The sequence below is a fragment of the Sphingobacterium paramultivorum genome, from assembly GCF_014109745.1.
Taxonomy (GTDB): domain Bacteria; phylum Bacteroidota; class Bacteroidia; order Sphingobacteriales; family Sphingobacteriaceae; genus Sphingobacterium; species Sphingobacterium paramultivorum.
In genome coordinates this window covers 2,431,185-2,453,402 of sequence record NZ_CP058555.1, presented here as the reverse complement: position 1 = coordinate 2,453,402, position 22,218 = coordinate 2,431,185, and the positions used below count along the sequence as shown (strand labels likewise).

Genomic DNA, 22,218 nt, shown 5'->3' with positions numbered 1-22,218 from the left:
GTTTTTATAAAAATTCGCATATTACGATTCAAAATTTCCTGCCTATTGTTGATTTTTTTTTGACTTATTTCTTTACCGCCACTTACTTACCTGCAGTACGTTTTCATCCAGTTGTGCCGCTAATGATTTCGCCCGTGCTTTTAAGATCAATTTTCTGCCAGTAATTGTTCGGGTAAAGATTAAATCACAATTCCCTACGTGTGCTTCCCACTGATTGCTAAAATATTCGGCGAACTCTTTTTTGCGTGCCAGCGGTTCCGGAACAGCATGATAATCTTCCTGCTTGACAAAAAAAGCAAATTTGTTTTTCCTGACAATCACATAACGCGGATTATTGATCGGCGCTATAATCTCCTGTAATGCATTGATGAATATTGATTTGTCGTATGTTGTACCCCCTTCTAAATGGCAGTAAACGGAACCCGAGCGGTCAACTTGCATTTCTACGCGTACTTCGTTTCGATCAGTCCGAATGATATGAGCTTTTAGCAAGCCATTTAAGAGCGCATAACTCACTTGGTTGAGATCTTTGGAAATATCTCGGTATTTCAAATATAGTCCGAGTGACCTGACGGTATTTCTCCCGAAAAGCAGCATTCCGACTGCCCCCAAGCTGGCCATGTAAATATAAAAATCTTTTAGGCTTTGCATATTTTTTAATGTTCTAAAAAATCCCTGCACATTGTCAAGTCCAAAACTAAGCCAGCCAGCGCCCACTGTCGCGAGTACATTTCTAATTGTTTTGTTGAGATACAATGATTTTACACGTTGGTAATCTTGTTCTTCCGTAAAAGGTATCTTGATCTCCTCGACGAGATTCACTCCTTTTGTAAGCGCGTCATTCCACCGCTGTCTGAGGTTCTCTCGGTCGGCTGCAAATAGCAACATTTCCGCATTTTTCCGTGAAATTTCCCCAACGTTGTTTATGTTTTCGGGTAGATCAAAACGGCCTATACCATTTTCAATTTCAGGTTCTTGTCGCAGCGAGACGCCGACAAAACTTTTGAACCGTCGCTTTAATAATTTAAGGTCATCACCGCCCGTTGCGGAAGTGGAGTCTGCACATACCAAATGCCAGATATTTGCCGTTTTGTCCTTATTGCCCTGTTGTGCTCTGATAGCCCGACCCCGCATCTGATTGGAAAGTACAAATGAGCCGACAAAGCTCGCTAAAATCAGGGCATTGATTGCCGGAGCGTCCCAGCCTTCACCTAACAATGACTTGGTCCCCAGTAGGACTTCAATTTCTCCAGTCTGGAATAGCTGTGTGACGATGTGAACGATATCGTGTTTAAGTCCCTCTGTTTGGTTTATTAAAAGGTAATTTGTATCAAAAGGAACAGGGCTCGCAGCGTTGTCATAAATATCATACTTAGCAGCAGTGGTTTGAAATGCAGCGTAAGTGCTAGCCGGAATAATGATCAAGGATCCTGTAAGCACAGCGATTTTCTTATTATTCTTATTTTCCCGTCTCAATTTTTCGAAAATAGGTATAACACCTATTTTGTTCAATTCAAGCGTATTGTGGTCGGTGCTTACATAGAATTCCTTTCGGATAAAATCCGAAAGGACTACCAACCGTAGGTTTTTACCCAATTTTTCATATTCAAAATCCACAATCGCTGTAATAGCGTCCATTTTACTGATACTGGATGTCAAATATTGTCGGACACGGCTATTTTGGGAAAAGTTCACCCGTTTTCTTTCCGTGGCACCATGCCTTTGTAATCTATTTTCTAGCATGTTGCGGTGTTCTTCAAACGCATTGAAATGTACCTTTTCCTGGTACAGATAAAATTCAAGTAGAATTTCGAGCCATTCATAATCCAGGCGAGGTATTTTAAAATCTTTGCCACCGATGATCTCCATATGGAGCTCGGGAATTGGAATTTGGTTGGCATGGAGAAAAATTAAGCATGCTGAGTAATATTTCAGGTTATTATAGACCCAATCGAGATCATCCATCGGGTTTAACCATATCGGATGATTTTGGACCGCCTGAAGTACGATTTTGTCGCTGCTTACTTCCTTAAACAGTTTAAGCATGCTATCCCTATAATCGGCAATAAACTGTCTTTCCTTTTGGCTAGGATTGGTGAAATAGATATAATCCTGATGCGGACATAGATCACCCTCAATGACAAGTTCGGGAACCGAAATTTCTGCATCTATGGGGCCATTGAGATCCATGTAGCGCTGCCATTCTGTTGGAGTGACATCGTAAGGTGGAGTTGCTGTTAGACCAACAACCGTCGGCTTCAGCTTTTTCTTTATATGGGTTAATGTATGCCACCATTCATTTTTAAGATGGTGTGCTTCGTCGACGACAATCGTGCCAATTTTTTGCGATTTCAATCCCTTTAGGATAAGCTCAAGGTTTGACCCGAGCTCCGGTGCATCCTGATCATTGCAGGCAGCATGCAGCCCCTGATAGGTTACTACGGTGAAAAATTTCGGATTCCGGATATCCCTGGAGATCCAGTCCGGCACGGTGTCCGTTTGAAGAAAAAGTTCACTGAACCGTTGTATCCATTGGTTACGGATTGCACGTGTCGGTGCGAGAATTAGTGTTGGTTTATTGATGCGTATAGCGACTTCAAGCCCCAAAACCGTCTTACCTGAACCAGGCGGTGCCACCACATGTAAATGACCATCTTTAAGATGCTCTTGTAATTCTTCAAGTACCCGTAGTTGGTACTTGCGCCACGAATATTTGAATTTAATTGCTTTAGGGTATTCAGTCAATAGATCCGGATAATTTAAAATTTACACTATATTGTAGTGCAATATACCAATTTTGGTTGCAAATACGATTTGCCGTAGAAGACTTGTATAGTTCCTTCTATTGACCTCTAATATAAGCGGTACATTAAGATTATATTTCTTTTAAGTTAAATTTTAAGTGTGCTTTCCGAAGGAAAAAAAATAGCCGTTTTATCCAACACGGAGGTGCCTCTTAAGTACGTTTAAAGCATTTTCAAAGCACTAGTCCCTTGTGCCTGATCAGTGCTTGATCAGTACATCCTCCAAAAACGGGCTAGTTTCAAGCGATTAATTTTAGCAGTTGGTTATTTTTTGATTAATTCTGGGCGAGCTGGATTTGGCATCGTTTCATCCTCCGTTAGGCTTATTGGACAGCGGAACAATTATTATTCGCGTAGACAGAATTTATATTCGTACATCACTCCCGGAAAATAACTTGATATCTTTGTAAGCGTACTTGAAAGTGGTATCGATGAATAGACAACAGTAATTATAAAAATACGGGTAATATGGGAAAAATTATATTCAGATTTTGGTTGGTTAATGTACTGATAAGTGTCGCGCTATTTATCCTATACCGACTTGTTATCGCAGAGACGAATACGGCTGCTACAGGATTTCTGGAAACGATTATAGTTATACTGGACATTGTTGTCAATTTAGGTTTTTCAACAATTTATCTTTTCGTAGTGATTTTATGTTCTTTACTATTTTTTCTAAATCACATCGAAAAAATTCGCCGAAATAAAGTATTATCGTTTCTGACATTTTCGGGAATACCTGCTGTTTGTCTGGTCTTACTGATTATTTATATTTTGGTTGGAGTTTATAAATATAATATGGTTCTCGACCCGTTAAAAATGCTGCTCCTGTTTTCTGTTGTTTATCTAGCCAGCACCGTCTTAGAATTTGTCCTGTTCAGAAAAATAATCGAAAAACAGCAGGCTGCTCCGAAAGTTAAGCAATAAAACTGCATCATTGTCGTCTGTCTGACTATTTGTTTAATCAAATTAATCAAAATTGGCTGAGTTCAGATACCCCGATGATCTTAATGTTTCTAAGATGTAATTCGCTTCAGCTTGATCCATATCATTCGCGAATTTTATTGTTTTAAAACCATATTCAAATCGAATAGTCCCTCTATTTTTAAACAACGACAAATCATTCCTGCGGCCCCAAAAAACGAATTCAAAGGGCTCCTCTTCGATATGAAAATTCTTTACTTCCCGTAGATCAAATATCTTATTTCTGAAGAATATATCATTTTTTCTGGCGATGCTGATCTGCTCACGATCTATCACGATGATTTCTTTTCCAATTAAGTACCACGATAATGTTTTAATCACAAATAAGCCCCCCAGAGTCCAGCCAATCAACCAGATTACTTGAAACAACCGATCAAATTCTAATCCGCTATTTCCGTTATTAAAAAAGTCCTTTACGAACGAGCCTCCAACAAAATTTAATCCAATAAACCAAGCGACCAGCCACAAACTAAGGAATGCTATGACAGGCATATGTTTTTTTGCTGGGATGGTAATTTGGTATCCATTTGACGTTTGGTCAATATTTGCAATACCATCATAAGGTCTTTCCATGGTGATAATTTGTTACTCGTTCAAAATTGGTTAATTTAACAGGGACTAATATGCGAAAAGTCAAAGAATAAAAAACTATTTTTTATCATTAAATTATATTAATTTTTTCAGGATAAGCCATTTGATTTATGCGTAATTCGCAGATCAAATTTTTTTATTGCTGTTCTCGATGAATTCTAATGCTTCCTCTAACTGATTTTCATCAAAATATCGCTCTTCTAAAGCCGAGTTAAATAAATGGAGCATCTTGTTTTCAATATTGACTATTGACTTCATGAAATCAGAATGGGATACAACCGCACAGCGTCCGATTTTTCCGAAATGTTTAATTCCCCATAATTCCCCTTCAAAAAATGCTTTTAATTTCATGTCTTTCATCACAGACATGTCTTTAACCTTAATCAATATGTTGACATGCGCATAACCTTCATTCAATTTTTCTTCGAAAAGCTGTTCTATCAAAAGCGCATCAGTTTCTGTAAATGTTCCTATTAATTCCAGCGCAAGTGCATTGCCTTTAAATTTTTTTATTTGATTGATCATGTTGGTTTTATTGTTTTGTATTTCATCTGTATAGTAAAGTTAAAAATATGGAACGTAATTGAAATTGAGTTACGAACATGAATTGAAACCCAATTGCGGGGGCTGACGAATGAATGGTTACTTTCTGGCATATTTACTTTCCTTTACAAAAAAACGTAGGGGTAGAGCCGCGTGTTCCTGAGCATAAGCGATACCGATTCGTGCTGCTTTTCCGATTTGTGCTGGATTGTATTTTAATCCCTGATCTTCAATCCAAATGCGGTCGTCGGTCAATAGCGCATCATTAAATGACGCGTCAATTCCCAAAGCTTTGGCCGCAGAACCCGGTCCGTTGGAAAATGAGGGTTTTTCTGGCAGCACGTGTCTCCGTAAAGCCATCACGTCAATGCCAACGAGCGGTTCAATACTCCTGATTAAAACGCATTGAGGATCCGCTGAACCAGAGGTAACAATATTCAACAGATGGTGAATCCCATAACATAGGTATACATAGGCCACACCACCTTCACGATACATCGGCTCAGTCCTGGAGGTTCTCTTTCCGTTAAATGCATGAGATGCTTTATCCATAACACCAAAGTAAGCTTCAGTTTCGACAATTCTACCCCCTGTTAGCAGGCCGTCTTTTTGCGTATAGAGTACCTTTCCTAACAGATCTTCTGCCAGGAATAAAGTATCGTTATTGTTATAATAAGATTTAGGCAGTTTACTCATCCTTTATACAAAAAATTGACTTATTTATCATTCGTATGTTACTCGTATCAGTAGAGGCATTCAATCCTTCTCTAAGCACAGTTTTGTTTATCCCTATTTCCCAGTTCTTTCTCTCCTAGGTTACATCGTATGTGTTCTCTAAGATTAGCCAATCCAAATCTGAAAGCAATACCATGCCATAACTGGCAACATCAATAACCTTACCCATCATCATCTATGAATCAAATTGTCAACGATTATGTCCATCGTCTAACGTTGATTAAATATAGGGAAAATCATCATTTTATTGCTAACGAAGAGTAGTTAAGCAAATGATTTTCAAACTCAAATTACAGCGCGGATAAAAAGCCTGTTTATCTTAATTTTCGTGAAGCCTAACAGCGGCAATAGGGAAGGTGGCATAGGCTGCAAATAGTAAGCAATGTATACGTATGGTCTGCCAAAAAAATATGATGACGGCGATTTTTCAGGTATCCATACCAATATTGCTTTAACGTGGCACGCAGCAAATAAGGACAACATTGTGGCGCTGAGCACTGAGCCGACGGAAGCAGAAATACAAAAGGTATTTACACATTACCTTGACCTGATTGACCGAGCCAAGGTTCGGTTTTTTGTGATGGCAAAAAATTTTGATGAGCTGCTGAACCGCAAAGAAAATAGGAGTGAGATCAAATTGCCAGGCCAGCTCTGGAATATGTAAGCTCCTGGAAATACCTTTACGAACTGGATGAATAGGGGGCGTCGTTTTTTTATTTTATAAGATATGGGTTGCACCAAATTGACCAGGCATTAAAGTTGTTGCCACTTTGATCTTGCGTAAGGAGCTCAAGATCATCGACACCTGTTATATCTAGATCAAAAAGATGTTGTTCATTGGGCTTGACATTATGGGAAGAAAGGATTTTCCCATTACCACGGATGATAAATTGAATGCCCTCTGGTTTTTGAGCGCCGTCACGTAAAGCTGCGATGATTTTTAATTGCCGCCACTTTTTTGCAAGCTTGTACTTATATAGGGATGGTGCATGGGCATATAATCCTTTGCGATATACCTTAGCGCTGTTTTCTAGGAAAAATAAAGCGTTAGATTCTGCTGTGTAATAATTTCTCGCTGGGCTTTCCCAACCTACGTAAGCTTCTTCCCATGCTGCGTCAGAAAGAAAAATACTATCCTTTTTTATGGTTTTAAGGTTGATGGGTTGGTCGTCCTGCAACAATTGATTTAAGATACTCAACTTGGCCTGTTTTTGATTATCCAGGCTGTCATTTTCTACTACTCTAATCAGGTCATTGACGGTAGCCTGACCAAAATTGTTAATGGTAAGGAAATCTCCATCGTTACTATGGCTAACCATTTTTCGGTATTCTTTAACTGATCCGTTGTCAAATAAAAACAGCATTCTAATTTCATAGGGTATATTGCCTTCAAAAGGAGCAATATCAATTTCTACAGAATTGCTCTGGTTGACTACAGCGGTAAAGCTGTTGCTCAAATACTCGGAGGTATTATAAGGGTGGATCAACGCTACAACGCCATATGGTACTGTACCTGCACGGTACTGGAGCTTTAATTTTGTCGTATTTTCAGCTTGAAATAGCTTAAATGATTGTAATAGGAATTCGTTTTTTTGTTGGATAGGTTTTGGTCGCTGTGTAAATATGGGATGACTACTTAATTGAAATACTGAAGCTTTGGAAAATTTAGCTGATTTTAAACCTCCCCATTTTTCGTCTTTGTAGTGCCTGCTGCCATATTCTCCCATTAAGGAAATCGTTTTTGAATTGAACTCATTTGGAAAACCATGATCGTGTGGTAATCCAAAAAGGTGGCCCATTTCATGTGCTATCCCACCTAGGTACCAACTGTTGAACTCTCCTACAGTACATGCTTTATTTGTGGCAAACATCTCAGTAAAAGTTATTTTGGTGCTTGCGTCCGTGAGTAGTGCCGGATCTAGGAGGTCGCAGTCTGCAACCATGCACAAGCCCGAGGAAGCAGAACCCCTGCCATAGTATGGCGAATGAAAGATGTAGGTACCATTTTCATCTTTATGGCTTAAAGCATTAATGACAAGAATATGTTCGGTGTTTGGATTGATAGCAGGTGCCAGTTTTTCGAAGATTTCATTTTCTATTTCACGCCCTGAATTTATTGTATAATCATTTGAGGATTTCGCCCCTTGAACCAAGTGGTACCGATAACCCGAATCGTCTGTCTCAAAAGAGATACCATCACTCTTAAATCCCGAATTTCCAAGCTCAGTTTTGTAATAGGAGGAGATATCTTTCAGTGTTCGGTCGAGACGATTTTTCCAATCGGAAGATAGTTTTGTGTCAGCAGGATAAAAATAAACAACCTTAACAGTATGAAGCAGTTTATTTTTATTTGTTGAAATTGCTCCTTGAGCGAATTGGTTGAGTGTTATTAGTAAAATAGACAGCATTATCCAGAGGAAGTTTGGCTGACGTTTCATCCATGGTACTATACAATCGCTATTGATTTCAATTAGGTTTAATCTAGGTTTCATATTATCTAGACACTAAGTTAAATAAAATCAGCATGATTTTCATTAATAATATGCATAAGTTCTTCTTCTATATAGTTTTATATCCTATTTGGCTTGAAACGCTGGTTAAGTGGAAATCAAAATATTCTTCCTTACGATAACCCAGGAGATCAAGTTCAGCTTGATTGCCCCAAATAATAACTCCTCCGTTTTTTGTCTTTTGTGGTTTCTATTTTCATATTTTGTTTGGGTGGAGTGCTGTCCATCTATCAAGGTGTTATGCATATGCGGGAGCCCGAATTGATGAAATATCCTTTGTGGAATTATATCGTCTTGATACTCTCACGTATTTGTTATAGCAGCTGCTTTCGTTTTATAAATGGGAGTATCAGCGGAGGTAGCTTTATGCCAGGATTGCAGAGGTAAAGCGTTGATTATGCCTACTACGATCAGATGAACCATTGTGATATTTGGAGATGATAACTTAGCGATTGATATTTACCGAAAAATGAAGGAATTGATATAAGAATGACAATGTAAAGATGTAAGTTTGTATATCACCAATATTAAATTTAAGGTTATGCTATATTTAGGAATTCTGGTCTTTTTTGGACTTATTACATTATTTGCTTCATTTTATACGGTAAAACAAGAATCTGCTGCTGTGATAGAAAGGCTGGGTAAATTTTTAAAAGTGAGTCATGCTGGTTTGCATTTAAAAATTCCGTTTTTGGATCAAATATCTAAACGTCTGAATCTTAGAATAAAGCAATTGGATGTCATAATTGATACCAAAACACTGGATAATGTTTTCATCAAGATGAAAGTTTCTGTCCAGTATCAGGTAATCAGAGACAACGTAAAAGATGCTTATTATCGTTTGGAGAATCCCGAAAATCAGATCACATCGTATGTTTTTGATGTTGTGCGTGCTGAAGTTCCAAAAACAAAATTAGATGACGTTTTCGTAAGAAAAGATGATATTGCCATTGCCGTAAAAAGTGAATTGCAGGATGCGATGCAAAGCTACGGTTACGATATTATTAAAGCATTAGTGACAGATATTGATCCTGATGAACAGGTCAAACATGCCATGAACAGAATCAACGCTGCTGAACGCGAAAAAACAGCCGCAGAATATGAGTCTGAGGCTCAGAGAATACGAATTGTTGCTGTAGCAAAAGCTGAGGCAGAATCTAAAAAACTACAGGGACAGGGTATCGCAGATCAGCGAAGAGAGATTGCGAAGGGACTGGAAGAATCTGTAAAAATGCTGAATGCTGCCAATATCAATGCACAGGAAGCGTCTGCGTTAATCGTGGTTACGCAACATTATGATACACTGAATGCTATCGGCGCCAATAGCAGAAGTAATTTGGTTTTGCTTCCTAACTCGCCGACAGCAGCAAGCTCTATGCTGAATGATTTGGTTGTTTCAATTGCAGCGGCACAGAAGATTGATGGACATAATAGTGCGCAATTGCCTGATCTTCCTAAAGATGGCGGTCTTTAGGGATAGAAATCCAAAGAAGCTCTTCCATAGACGTATTATCTAAATGTTGATGTAACTGAATTCCTCAAAAGCAGGATATGGGATAAGATTACCAAGGGTACCACCAGGTTGGGCAATAAAGCATATGGAAACTGTAACATAGCAATATTTGGCTGATCATAAGCGATCAATTGTATAGGAATTGGGGATGACAGTATTCCTAGAAGAACAACAATGAGAACTGAGCAAATACCGAATATGTTCCATAATCTGAAAATCTGGAAATTGAAAATTTTACGAAAGAATATGCCCGTTATCAAAAATATTAAGGCAGTAATTCCGAAAACTATATCATAATTGCAGCCAATAAAAGTCATTTCTCGCGGCAGCATTTTAGCTTTGAATAAAGCATAGAGAATAAATTCTACTGGAATACGCAAGATATGGATCGCCAAAAGCAAATACATATTTATTTTTGTATTAACCAATAGTATCGAACAACAGACGATTGTTATAACTGTACCCAATAGCGTTAAGGCGAAAGATGGGGGAAATTGTATAAAGAACCCTGCAACAGCGGCAAATGATATGAAGAGAGACCAAATGATATAAACTCGCGTAGAAAGTTTGTGGCGTACAGCGAACGAAAATAATACAAAACAACTTATTGTAATAGCTATAAATAGATTCTGCATGATTAAAAAGCATATATCTTATAAAACTAAAGCATAAAAGGCCTAAAATACTTGCCTTAAGGCAAGTATTTTAGTGACAGGAATTCCTCGCTATATGCTTTTGACCAAAATGAGAATATTATAACGACAGATGCTCCAAGCATTGGTCATTATCGAGAAAATTTTATTTAGCTTCCCTCAACAGGTATTTAGGAGAGCTTTTTACTTCGTTACCTCAAAACGATTTGCTCCATAATTCGAGTTATTCAGTGATAAGCCCATTGCGAATAGTAATTAATAAGCTACGAATTCTAAGTGACCATTTACAGATATTTAATCATCATTTAAATAATTAAATGTGTCTTTATTTTTACTGCCATATACAAGGGTATGCCGTCAAAACATACCATGGTTTAACAAGTAAATTTAAAGACAATGAAAAGATTAATGATGAGTTTGGTAGCAATGGTGATGCTATCATCTGTTGCTTCGGCCAAGACAGCCGCAACAACAGTCAACGGAAATGTATCTGTGAAAACAACTTCCCAGCGCCTGGCCAACAATACGGTTAGGGTTACCGAGGCAACCACTGAAACGAATGCGGCATTCGTACGCTGTAATTTTAAAGTAAGTATTTATAGCTGTGATGGTGTTTTATTAGGCAGCGCTGTCTACACAGATTATGCTTCTTCAGCTGGCGGCTGTGCTAATTTCTTTGCAGCAATGCATGACTGGGTTGCAAACAACTAAACTTTTATTCATTCTTACACAAAAACAAAAGCGGGGCTTTGACCCCGTCTTTCTAAACTAAATTATCATGCGTAAATATTATATATTCTTTTTATTTCTATTCCTTTCCAGATTATCTTCTGCACAGCGGCTTCATGCGACATATGAATACATCCCATCAGCCATGGCTACTTTTAAAGAAGATGTCTATTATGATGGAACAGTGAAGATTGCTGTTCGTGATTCGATGCCAATACGCAAGCAGGAGCTCAACAAAGATGGCGATGATGAAGTAGCTTCCTCATTTTCGATAACAATCGGATCTGGCAAGAGGTATAACAGGGTCGTGATCCATCAAAATAAGGCTGACCAACAGCTAGAAACCCGTTCCATTCAAGGTGTTAACTATTTGGTGACGGACAAATTTCCGGCATTGGTCTGGAATACCGATTACACCGATGTGGATACGTTAGGCAAACATGTATGCCACAAAGCAACGGCCTCTTATCGTGGAACTACTTTGGTCGCTTATTATACCAATGATATTCCCGTACCTGTGGGACCATCGAAATTTGGTGGCTTGCCGGGCCTTATTGTGATGCTGTATAACGAAAGTGCCAATCCGAACTATTGGTATCTGAAAGAGGTAAATTATCCCTATGCGGGAAATATTCCCGTAAATGATAAATATATCCAGTCTTTACCCAAATTGAGCCTGGAAGAATTTGTCAAGAAAGACGACCAAATCAATGAAGAACAAATGCGTATTATGTACAGCAAAATGCCAATGATGGAAGGTGTAAGCGTTGATAAACAAAAAGTTAGAGGCAGTGTAGAGCAAGTGTATGAATGGGAACATCAATAAGCGGATAGCGGCCTTATTCAGCTTTTGTCTGTTGTTTATGGTCGTACATGGACAGGTTGCTATCCATGGAAGCGTTAGTACTGAGGGAAAAGCGTTAGGAGGGGTACGTATTGATTTACGGCGTGATGGCGATAACAAAATGTTGGCTTATACGTTTAGCGACGGCCAAGGCAAATATCATGTGCAAACGGCCCAAAGTGGACCATTTACGTTGCTATTCAAGGCGCTGAGCTTTAAGCCAGCTTCCCTTTCGATTACGCCTACGCAGGCCGACACGCTGATTGATGTACAGTTATTAGCTGGAGGGGTGGAGCAATTGCAGGAAGTGATTGTCCATTCCAAAGGCCCCTACCGCCGGGGCAGAGATACCATTGAGCTCGCTGTGAAATCCTTTTTGCAGGGTGATGAGCGTACGGTAGAGGATCTTCTTCGAAAGATTCCCGGCATTCAGGTGGGGACCGATGGGAGTATAAAAATAGGCAATAAAGAAGTAGAAAAAGTGATGGTGGAAGGGGACGATTTTTTTGAAAAGGGCTATCGCCTGCTGACACAAAGTATGTCCGTTCGTCCCTTGGAAAAAATTCAGATATTGCAGCGGTATTCTAATAATAAACAGCTGAAAGGTATCGAAAATTCGGACAAAATTGCACTAAATCTGCAACTTAAGGAGGAAAGCAGGGCACAGTGGCTTGGCTCGGTGGATGCGCAGGTGGTTCCCATAGGTCCAAAATATTATCAGGCCAATGCGAACTTGATGAATTTTGGAAAAAAGAACAAATATTACCTATTAGGTGCTGCTAACAATAATGGAGTCGATGCCGTAAGCAGTATTAACCACCTGATCCAGTCTGGTTCTCCTGATGAACCAGGTCAGATTGGTGTCGGAATAACAACACCTACTTTGATAGATAATACGCCAAATTTGCCCGGTTTTGATTATAAAAGAACGAATTTCAATAACGATAAGCTGTTGTCCTTGAATACCATTTTAAATCCGACCCCACAGTTAAAGATCAAATGGCTGGGTTTTGCAAATCCTACTAAAAAATCATTTTATCGAAATACCGTGCAGAACTATCATTTGCAGGATATTCAATTTACCAATACCGAAGATTATCAGTTTACCAGAAACATCGATAACTACTTCACGAAACTGGAACTGCAGTTGGAGCCCAATAAACGTACACTGTTGAGCTATTCAGGTACACTAGGTTCTCTGAGAAAAAATGATTTGGGTGCATTACTGTTTAATGGTGTTCAAAGTGAGGAACTGACCAAAAGTAAAGGATATTTGACCAACCATAATCTGAGTTATAGCTACAAATTTTCGGAGCGGGATGTACTGGTCAGCTCACTACGTTGGATAAAGCAACAGTCGCCATTGGACTACAGTATCAATCAATACTATTATGAAGATTTGTTTGGAGGTAAAGATATCCATGCGGTAAAACAACATATCGAAAATAATCTGCAGTATCTGGGGGCTACTACACACTATGTAAGCCGAAAGAAAAATGGTGATTTTTTTGAGTTGGCCTTCAATATGGCCTACCAGCAGCAACAGCTCAACACTGAATTGAAGTTGTTATCAAATCCAGACGAGTCAGGTGGGACAGCAGTCTCTCCTTCGGGATTTTCCAATGCGATGGACTTAAACGTGTTTCAGACGAACCTTATTTCCAAGTATACCTTTAAACGAAATAAATGGGAATTGACACCCCGCTTGCAGGCAGGTCTTGTACAGAACAGGTTGACAGATTTTGGGAAACCCAAACATAAAAATAACCTGTTGCTTTCTCCAGGACTATCGGGGAAATGGGTTATCCACCCAAAAGGGCGACTTGAAACAGATCTCTATTTTCAGCAACAGAATACCTCACCCACCGAGCTAATTCCCCATTATTATACGACAGGGGTTCGAAACTTTATTCGAGGAACGGATAATCTAGCGACCTTAAGTAGTTCTGGTGGCACGCTGATGTACACCTATGGCAGTATGACAGATCGTTTTTTTGCGAACCTTTCGGCCGGACATCAGATTTTGTTTGATTATGTGGGTACAGAAAGCAGTTTAGACCCCAATTTTAGCCTTGTGCAACAAGTATTGCTTAAAAACAAAAAGAGCAGCAATTACAAGGCAGATCTTAATTATTACCTGAAAGTTGTAGGTGGAAATTTCCGTCTGGACTTAGGTGCAAACACGGCAGATTACGAAACATTGGTGGTGGGCGTGGGCAATCGTCAAATTCATACAGAGACATATGATTATGGACTATCGTTTAGAAGTGCATGGAAATCCAGGTTGAATATTTACACAGGTTATGCCCTGCAGTCGGTTACTTATCGCTCAGATAGCAAAACTACACTCAATAATAGCCGCGGATTTCTGAATGTATTTTTGAATATGGGAAAAAATATACAGTGTAATCTAAAGAATGAATCCTATCGCTTTGGCAGTTTCCTTGGGCAGGATTCCAAGACCTATTATTTTTCGGATTTCTCCTTATCTTATGAATTGCGGCAACATAGGACAAGATTTACCATGACAGCAAAAAATATTTTTAATACTCGCTTTTTCAGAAATGCTGAATTGACAGACCTTTATAATACCAGCACCGAATATAAACTTTTGCCGGGTTATATCAGTTTTGGGGTAGATTATAGCTTTTAAGTTTTTATCTTGAAACCAGGACAGAACATATCCTCGAAGATGAAAAATTCTTTCAGGATAGGCCTGCAACCGTCGCTTTTTATTACAAGTTGATTTCATCCGAAATTAGATTGTCAATAAAAACGCTTTGATCAATTCGGCGGTTTCAATAGGTTTTTCCGCAAGAATAAAATGGCCACAGTTTTCAATTTTTTTAAGTGTTAGATTACTGGTGATTTCCGGTAAAGAATGAAGCAGTAGGTCATAGCCACTTGCACCAATCGCCAGGACTGGCATTTCTAATTTACTGTAGCTCGCGTAATCTTTAATATCCTGTGGAAAGGCTTGATACCATGCATTGGAACAACGAATAGCATCTTTATTGTCATAAGCTTCACTATAAACAGATTTATCAAATTGGCTTATGCTATCTTTATTAATCAGCAGGTTGTCAAATAACCAAGAGATGACGATTGACATGCGTCCCTCAAGTAACCTTTCTGGTAATTCTTTTACTTGATTAAAAGCTAGCCACCATGGATATAGATAAGTTCCCCCCAAAACAGGTAGCATAGGAAGCTGATACATGCTTGGGTCTGGATGTGGTGTATCTAGCAGTATCAATTTACTAGTTGCTTGAGGATAATTACAAGCAAAACTAAAAGCAACATGTGCACCGATATCGTGACCTGCAATAAAAACGCTGTCCAAGCCTAAATGCTTTACTAATTTGTAGATATCCTTGGCGATGTTCTTTTTGTCGTAACCATTTTCCGGTTTATCCGAGCTACCCATTCCTCTAATTTCAACTACAAATACTTGGTTGCTTTCTGCTAATATAGGCATTACATGATGATACGCCCACCATGTTTCTGGATAACCCGGAATAAGAATTATGGGGTCTCCTTTGCCTCCGTGAACATAATGGATTGAAATGTCATTTATTACGATAAAATTGCTTGTGAAGCCGGGTACAAGTTTAATAAGTTCTTTGTCGGAATATGCTGTTTTCATGATAAAAAGATATTTATAGCGACCATTGATTTTCTATAGACAAATTTAAACTGTATTTTTACAACCAACAAGTATGAAGTATACTTTATACTTGTGATATTTTTTTAAACTATTGATTATCAAGTGAAATTAATTAGTCAACTAGCGAGGGAAGCGAACATTCCTATTGGAACTATACGTTTTTATGAAAAGAGTGGACTCATTTCTGGCAAGACAAAAAAGGATATAACTTCCAATAACTACGTTTATTACGATGATGAAGTAACCGAAAAACTGAGGTTCATAAAGATGGCAAAAGCTGTAGGTTTTACGTTAGCTGAAATTAAGCAGGTTATTGATGCATGGTATCAAAAAGAGCTAACTCAGACAAGTAAAATGGAAGTGCTCGATCTTAAATTGGAACAGATAGATGCTAAGATAAGGGAACTTAAAGTAATGAAAAAGCAAATCGAACAATGTAAAAGCAATATCCAAAATGGTTTAAGTCGATAACCTATGTTTCCGGCTTTACCTACTCCTAGCTCATTGAAATGAAAAAGATGAAAGAATACAAAATTGCTATTGGATTGTCAACCGTATTGTGTCTAATTGCCTTTTTTATTAGAGATCGGTTTTTAATGTTTTTTACAACCGAAATTATAGGTGAAAGCCCCTTGTTTAAGGATAGCTGGCGTCTACCTGGCCAGGTTTTACCAACACTGATTTTTATTTTCTCTTTTGGAATTCTCCCTTTTCTGTATCTGTCAGTCAAAAATTATTGTAAAGTATCTTCGGTAAGAAATCAACGGCTTTCCCTTCTAATTATCAGTACTTCGGGACTTATATTGTGTTGGGTGCGCTTGGTTTATTTAAAATTTAAAGTTGCTCAGATACGAGACCTGTTAAGAAGGGCCGAGTTTACTTCGGATGGTGATATACCCAGCGTTCAGTTTCAAGATATGCATCTAGAGTCTTATCTCTTAGTAGGCTTACTTGTTGGCTGGCTACTAAGTATTATTATTTTTAGAAAATCTACAAATCCTAAACTTTAATTCCCCCCCTGAATGCTTAACGAGAGGGGGATCTCGTACTATGAACTGCATGAGAGTGTAGAACATCCTGCGGTGTTGTCATAGCTAGAAGGACGTTTGACGGAAAATTCCGGAAATAATTCTTGGTATGGATTTTCTAATGCTTGCGTTAGTTTCATTAACATTGCTGTTTTTCCAGCATTAATTTCTTCAATGCATTGGTAAAGCAGATAGTTCCGCAGTATAAATTTGGGGTTTGTTTTTTTCATTAAATCCAGGGACTCAGCTTTTGAAATTGAATTTGAATGCAAGCGGGATTGATACTGTTCCATGAAGTCTTTAAGCCGGCTAAGCTTTTCTTCATTTAACACAGCGTAAGCTACTGGGCTAAAATGTTCATGTAAATCAGTTTCTGGAGTTATTTTTTCCAATTGATTGAAGAATAAGGTATGATCCAATGCGAGTTCTTGCATTAAACTTTGCCAGTTGTTAAAAAACACCTCATCTTCCTTTTTTAGCCCATCAAATCCGAATTTTTTGCAAAGCATTTTGTCATGAGCTTCCCAAAAATAAACGCCAAAATTATTTAGGGTGTTTTCAAGGAATTTTTCATCGTTGATGATAGGTTGGAGGGCATTCGCAAGTTTCCATAAATTCCAGTTTGCAATCTGTGCCTGCTTTCCAAATGCATATCTCCTTCCTGGTAGATCCGTCGTATTGGGCGTGAAATTTAAATTATATTCATCCATCATTGAATAGGGACCATAATCGATCGTTAGGCCTAAGATCGACATATTGTCTGTATTCATTACCCCATGCACAAAACCTACTCTAAACCATTCTACCATTAAGTCTGCCGTGCGGTTACATACATTTTCAAAAAAATCTTTATATTTCTGCTGATCGGATGAAACAATTTCAGGGAAGTAATTTTCAATCGTAAAATCAAGCAGATCCTGTAATAAGCTGTGCTCCCCCTGAGCAAACATCAGTTCAAAATGTCCAAAGCGAAGGAAGCTTTCGGCGGTTCTGATTACCACGGCTCCTTTTTCGTATTGTGGGTTGCCGTTGTACATGATATCCCGAAGAACATCTTCTCCCGAAAAGGCCAGGCTTAAGGCCCTGGTAGTAGGTATGCCCAAGTGATACATGGCTTCACTCATCAGGTATTCACGTACAGAAGACCGCAATACTGCTCTTCCGTCTGCACGTCTTGAATAGGGCGTTGCTCCGGCTCCTTTCCATTGAATTTCGGTCTTCTTACCTTCGGCATTGGTAATTTCGCCTGCAAGAATAGCCCTACCATCGCCCAGTTGTCCGGCCCAGTTACCAAATTGATGTCCCGCATAAGCTGTAGCGTAGGTCTGAATATTGTTAGGTAGGTGAGATCCTACCAAAAAGTTAAGATCCTTTTCTTCAAATTTACCCAGCCCTATTTCCTCAGAAAGAGCCTCGTTGAAAGCAATCAGTTGAGGCTGTTCAAACCCAGCAGGTTCGATCGTAGCAAATAACACTTTTGGCGTGCCTCGCTGTGTAGGATTATTGGAAAAATCTCCAGGGAATTTTTTGAGGAAAGGTTGTTTGATCTGTTCAATATTCATACGGCAAAGATATTAATTATAAAAGATAAAGACTTTCTAAATTATGGAAAGGTCCTACATATGGTCAAAGCGTTTTCGGAATGACCATGTTGATGGAAAAATCAGTTGCTGTCTAACTAGGTTCGCTAATTATTGCAGCGACTGAACAATTCATGAAGATCAAAGCCTGTCTAACAGAATACAGAATTCTGTTTTTCTCTAGCACGGTCGTAAGCCTTTTGCAAGAGGTAACAGGCATAGGCAACATCTTGCTTATTGTAAAGGTAAAAACTGATCCATCCTGAATTTTTAAATAGATGATGGTCCTTGATTTTTCCGTCCATCATTAATGATTTTTTTAGCTCTTTATTTAATAAAATGTCCACTAAACCATTGCTATGTACATGTGCGAATTCCTTTCCCGAATAATTGAACGCAGTCCCGCCATATTTATGGATCCCAACCGTCGTCCCGGGCATACGTTCGACATTTTCTTCCAGGTCATCGATCCAATGTAGCAGTTCGGGCTTCGCAATGAACATCCAAAGTCTCATAAGACTATCAAATAGAATGGCTAATAAAGGGATATCCTTTAAAAAGCCAAGTCTTCTTACCACAAAAGAAAACATAGGTTATCGCTCACTTAATAGTTTAATATGCTCCATTACTCGGAAATGGACATTCCTAGTGATACTTTCTGCCCAAAGGTCATAATACCAAGTAGGGAAGACATGGAGATTATACCAACTGTTCCCGATAAGGGTAGTGGTTCCATTTCCATTGTCTTTCAATATAAATTGACCTCTTTTGATATCTATATGTCCCATAATTTCAGGGTCTTTGGGTTGATCAATGATATCAAAAACTAAGTTTTCATTGACGTCAAATTTTACAATCTTCTCATCGAAAATATATCCGTTGCTGAAAATGCATTTTCGGTTTGCGCCCAGTTTATGCTCACTTACCGTTGTGGCCATTGGGCTCGGCATTCCTATATTAAAGAGCCAATAGTTTTCTTTCTGAGATATCGGATCGAAGGCGACCACGTGTTGCCATACTTGTGCTGGACTCGCATGAATTAAGATCTCATCGGAGACCATATTTTCGTGATGATGATCACTCAGGGAGTCAACAATAAAAATTCCAAGTAACAGGCTAACAATGCTTATATTCAATTTTTGATTGCTCTTTTTAAACATTGACCTTCCAATAAAGGCGCCTGCGATAACAAAACCAAAAATAAGAGGGGAAACAATTAAGAGGCAAATAATGCCTTCACCTAAGAATATAAAGCTTAGTAAGATAGCCATGAGACTGCCCAAGATAGAGCATGCCGTTATTAGAGTTCCTCTCATGCTGGTATCTTTCCAACACCAAGCCATAATGATACCCATCAACAGTGGAATAATCACAAACTCAGAAAAGACAAGTACACCCACATCCTTGGGCAGCAATGAAGATTGCATACCAATAATTAGAAATGCAAAAATGTTGGCTATTAGAATGCCCTGAACTATTTTAGAACTTCGTACTTTATAAAACGTTTGTTTCAAACTCATCGTATTTGATTGTTAGGCTTCCCGACTCAGGCTGATCTGATTTTAGCAGCATATTCACACACTGCTTAAAGGCGTTTAAGTGAAAAGGCGATATCGGAGCTAATGCTTTTTTAATTGTTAATGACCAGTGGTGTCTCAATATTTATTTCGGTATTTTGTGCCTTTATCCAGGGACCGGCATAATAGTTCCATTCATCATTCGGACGACCATTTATGAATATGCCACCCACTTTTGGCTCGCTATCCGTTATGCTAAAACTTTGTATGGCTAAGATATTAAATAATTCGCTATTTAATAAATTTTGGAATGCTGCTAAATATAATGCTATTCAATTGAAGCTGATCAAAATGTTACAAATACGGAAATGCCTTTGCGTTGGATGTATCCTACTTCTGAATTCGATACAAATCGCGAAAAAGTTGATGAAGCAAGTCTACGACAATGGGGTGGAGTTGATAATGTGGATAAAATTATTTGGTTATTACAGAAATAAGTAAGAAACTCGCTTATAAGATAATGGTAGAAACCGCATTTCGATAAGAACGTTGTGGTAATGCTTGTTCATAGAAATAGACAACTCCAATGAAATTAAGAGAAATTATATTGCTTTTGGTGATAACCCTTTTAGGGCATATGCTCTTCGCTCAGGCAAAAAATGAGGTAAAGGTACTGCAAATCAATATCTGGCAGGAGGGGACTGTCGTGCCGAATGGGTTTCCTGCGATTGCAGACGAAATTATTGCCAAACATGCAGATGTCGTTCTCTTTAGTGAAGTCCGCAATTACAAGGGAACAGATTTTATTCAGCGTATACTAACGGAACTCAAAGCTAAGGGGGCTATATATTTTGGCCAGTCCAGTGACGCAAAACTGGATGTCGGTTTTATTTCCAAATATCCGATTGAATCACAGCATGCGCTTTATGAAAAAGACAGTACTATGGGCGGTGTTTTAAAAAGTAAGATCAAGATTGGAAAGCGTTCTTTTGTATGTTATTCTTTACACTTGGACTACACGAATTATGCCTGCTATTTGCCACGTGGTTATGATGGTGTGACCTGGAAGAAGTTAGATCGTCCTGTTTCAGACGTAGGTACCATTATTGAGGCTAATCGGAAAAGCAAACGTGATGAAGCTATCCAGGATATCCTGAGAGATGTAGAAAAAGAGGATCAATCACAATCGTTTATTATTGCAGGTGATTTTAATGAGCCTTCGCATTTGGATTGGACATTGGCAACAAAAGATCTTTTTGACCATCGTGGGGCAGTGGTTCCCTGGGACTGTTCGGTTTTATTAGAAAAAGCCGGATTTATAGATAGCTTCCGTCAATTATATCCCAATCCGGTCAGTCATCCTGGTTTTACTTACCCTGCTTTTAACAAGGATGTTTCCATTGAGAAATTGGCATGGGCACCCACAGCGGATGATCGGGATCGGATCGATTACGTTTATTACCGCAGTAAAAAGCCGTTGAAGCCAGTAAAAGCTAACATTGTCGGTCCTGTGGAAACCGTAAAGTATGGGCAGAAGCAGGAAAAAGATAGTGAAGATAACTTCCTGCTGCCCGAAGGCGTGTGGCCAACCGATCATAAAGCGATGTTGGTTATGTTTAAATTCTAGTACATTAATAGCCATATGAAATATACCGAAAAGACCGTAAGTGCCTACGAATGATAATTTATCTTCAGCGAATTATAATTGGTTCGATTTTTAATAGGTTGTACTGTTAAATTTGTGTTTAAAATGATAAGTTTATCATGAACAAATCAAGCTAATGAAAAAGATTAAAAGGTTCATTTTAGTGGTCGTCGCTCTATGTGTAGTAGCCCTGGTTGTTGTGGTGATAACCAATAGCAATGTAACGGCTAAAACAGATTCGGTGATTTTCACGGAACTTAAAGATGTGCCAAGAACCAAGGTCGCCATCATTTTTGGCGCTGGTATCAATGGTGATCAGCCAAGCAGGTATTTGAAAGATAGACTCGATGCCGGGATTTCGTTGTACAAAAACCACAAAGTGGATAAAATATTGTTGTCGGGAGACAACGGACGAGACGAGTACGATGAGCTTAGCGTAATGAAGTTGTACTGTCAGAAAAATGGCATCGATACCGCAAAAATTTATATTGACTATGCTGGGTTCGATAGCTACTCGACCATGTACCGGGCAAAATATATATTTAATGTTGATACGGCAATCTTGGTATCTCAGAAATATCATCTAAATAGATGTGTTTATCTGGGCGATAAATTGGGTATAAAATCATTCGGCTATAGTGCAGATCGAGGCGCTTACCCGGGGTATAAATATTATGCATTTAGAGAAAAACTATCGGTTGCGAAAGCCGTTTTGGATGTAATGAGAAATAGAAAACCAAAGTATTTAGGTAAGCAGGTTGATGTAAACGGAAAATCGAATTACACGAAAGAATAGGTTATTAGATTTTGTAGACCGATAGACCATTTATTATCGTATAATTGTTTGAAAAACCAGGTATTAATTTAATATTGGA

Annotated in this window: 19 protein-coding genes; 10 read left to right on the top strand and 9 right to left on the bottom strand. The window is 38.6% G+C overall.

Annotated elements, in window-relative coordinates; genetic code table 11:
• Positions 1–72: 72 nt before the first annotated feature.
• Positions 73–2,745, bottom strand: coding sequence for a DEAD/DEAH box helicase family protein (locus HS960_RS10685; RefSeq protein ID WP_182332575.1), 2,673 nt, complete (start codon positions 2,743–2,745; stop codon positions 73–75).
• Between the two features lie 527 nt (positions 2,746–3,272).
• Here HS960_RS10685 and HS960_RS10680 point away from each other — a divergent pair.
• Positions 3,273–3,731: a hypothetical protein gene (locus HS960_RS10680; protein WP_153845486.1), complete on the top strand. Its 459-nt coding sequence runs from the start codon at positions 3,273–3,275 to the stop codon at positions 3,729–3,731.
• 42 nt (positions 3,732–3,773) lie between these two features.
• Here HS960_RS10680 and HS960_RS10675 read toward each other — a convergent pair whose 3' ends face one another.
• The 3 genes from HS960_RS10675 to HS960_RS10665 all read right to left on the bottom strand — a co-directional run bounded on the left by HS960_RS10675 (position 3,774) and on the right by HS960_RS10665 (position 5,618).
• Entirely contained in the window at positions 3,774–4,361 is a 588-nt protein-coding gene (locus tag HS960_RS10675; RefSeq protein WP_153845487.1) for a hypothetical protein, read from the bottom strand.
• A 144-nt stretch (positions 4,362–4,505) separates the two neighbouring features.
• The gene (locus tag HS960_RS10670) at positions 4,506–4,904 is read right to left on the bottom strand and encodes a SpoIIAA family protein (RefSeq protein WP_088161164.1); all 399 of its coding nucleotides are present in this window, start codon (positions 4,902–4,904) and stop codon (positions 4,506–4,508) included.
• Positions 4,905–5,021: 117 nt separating this feature from the next.
• Complete coding sequence (locus HS960_RS10665) at positions 5,022–5,618, bottom strand: DNA-3-methyladenine glycosylase (protein ID WP_182332573.1); 597 nt, start codon at positions 5,616–5,618, stop codon at positions 5,022–5,024.
• A gap of 421 nt (positions 5,619–6,039) precedes the next feature.
• On the opposite strand from HS960_RS10665, the gene HS960_RS10660 reads away from it, so the two are divergent.
• Complete coding sequence (locus tag HS960_RS10660) at positions 6,040–6,321, top strand: hypothetical protein (protein ID WP_182332571.1); 282 nt, start codon at positions 6,040–6,042, stop codon at positions 6,319–6,321.
• Positions 6,322–6,370: 49 nt separating this feature from the next.
• Here the strand turns inward: HS960_RS10660 and HS960_RS10655 are convergent, their stop codons facing one another.
• Positions 6,371–8,149, bottom strand: a complete 1,779-nt coding sequence (locus HS960_RS10655) for an NPCBM/NEW2 domain-containing protein (protein WP_182332569.1) — start codon at positions 8,147–8,149, stop codon at positions 6,371–6,373.
• A 559-nt stretch (positions 8,150–8,708) separates the two neighbouring features.
• Here HS960_RS10655 and HS960_RS10650 point away from each other — a divergent pair.
• From HS960_RS10650 to HS960_RS10635, 4 genes are all read left to right on the top strand, one after another.
• Positions 8,709–9,641, top strand: coding sequence for an SPFH domain-containing protein (locus tag HS960_RS10650; RefSeq protein WP_075992121.1), 933 nt, complete (start codon positions 8,709–8,711; stop codon positions 9,639–9,641).
• A gap of 1,088 nt (positions 9,642–10,729) precedes the next feature.
• Positions 10,730–11,044 carry a hypothetical protein gene (locus HS960_RS10645; RefSeq protein WP_159728486.1) on the top strand — a complete coding sequence of 105 codons (315 nt, stop codon included), beginning with the start codon at positions 10,730–10,732 and terminating at the stop codon, positions 11,042–11,044.
• Positions 11,045–11,111: 67 nt separating this feature from the next.
• Positions 11,112–11,888 (top strand): GLPGLI family protein, encoded by a 777-nt coding sequence (locus HS960_RS10640; protein ID WP_159728484.1) that lies wholly within the window; start codon positions 11,112–11,114, stop codon positions 11,886–11,888.
• Complete coding sequence (locus HS960_RS10635; protein WP_182332567.1) at positions 11,869–14,559, top strand: peptidase associated/transthyretin-like domain-containing protein; 2,691 nt, start codon at positions 11,869–11,871, stop codon at positions 14,557–14,559. The genes HS960_RS10640 and HS960_RS10635 overlap by 20 nt, the downstream gene beginning before the upstream one ends.
• A gap of 105 nt (positions 14,560–14,664) precedes the next feature.
• Here HS960_RS10635 and HS960_RS10630 read toward each other — a convergent pair whose 3' ends face one another.
• Positions 14,665–15,552 carry an alpha/beta fold hydrolase gene (locus tag HS960_RS10630; protein WP_159728481.1) on the bottom strand — a complete coding sequence of 296 codons (888 nt, stop codon included), beginning with the start codon at positions 15,550–15,552 and terminating at the stop codon, positions 14,665–14,667.
• A 123-nt stretch (positions 15,553–15,675) separates the two neighbouring features.
• On the opposite strand from HS960_RS10630, the gene HS960_RS10625 reads away from it, so the two are divergent.
• Together HS960_RS10625 and HS960_RS10620 are read left to right on the top strand one after the other, a co-directional pair.
• Positions 15,676–16,044, top strand: a complete 369-nt coding sequence (locus tag HS960_RS10625) for a MerR family DNA-binding protein (protein WP_075992126.1) — start codon at positions 15,676–15,678, stop codon at positions 16,042–16,044.
• A gap of 47 nt (positions 16,045–16,091) precedes the next feature.
• Positions 16,092–16,583 (top strand): hypothetical protein, encoded by a 492-nt coding sequence (locus HS960_RS10620; RefSeq protein WP_159728479.1) that lies wholly within the window; start codon positions 16,092–16,094, stop codon positions 16,581–16,583.
• Between the two features lie 38 nt (positions 16,584–16,621).
• On the opposite strand, the gene HS960_RS10615 is transcribed toward HS960_RS10620, so the two are convergent.
• The 3 genes from HS960_RS10615 to HS960_RS10605 form a co-directional block, all read right to left on the bottom strand.
• Entirely contained in the window at positions 16,622–18,163 is a 1,542-nt protein-coding gene (locus HS960_RS10615) for a protein adenylyltransferase SelO (RefSeq protein ID WP_159728477.1), read from the bottom strand.
• Between the two features lie 170 nt (positions 18,164–18,333).
• Positions 18,334–18,759, bottom strand: coding sequence for a luciferase domain-containing protein (locus tag HS960_RS10610; protein ID WP_228280276.1), 426 nt, complete (start codon positions 18,757–18,759; stop codon positions 18,334–18,336).
• Between the two features lie 15 nt (positions 18,760–18,774).
• Positions 18,775–19,608, bottom strand: coding sequence for an SRPBCC family protein (locus HS960_RS10605; protein WP_228280275.1), 834 nt, complete (start codon positions 19,606–19,608; stop codon positions 18,775–18,777).
• A 676-nt stretch (positions 19,609–20,284) separates the two neighbouring features.
• Here HS960_RS10605 and HS960_RS10600 point away from each other — a divergent pair.
• Complete coding sequence (locus HS960_RS10600; RefSeq protein ID WP_182332565.1) at positions 20,285–21,325, top strand: endonuclease/exonuclease/phosphatase family protein; 1,041 nt, start codon at positions 20,285–20,287, stop codon at positions 21,323–21,325.
• A 154-nt stretch (positions 21,326–21,479) separates the two neighbouring features.
• On the top strand, positions 21,480–22,139 hold the full coding sequence (locus HS960_RS10595) for a SanA/YdcF family protein (RefSeq protein ID WP_200845587.1): 660 nt from the start codon (positions 21,480–21,482) through the stop codon (positions 22,137–22,139).
• The last annotated feature ends 79 nt before the right edge of the window (positions 22,140–22,218 follow it).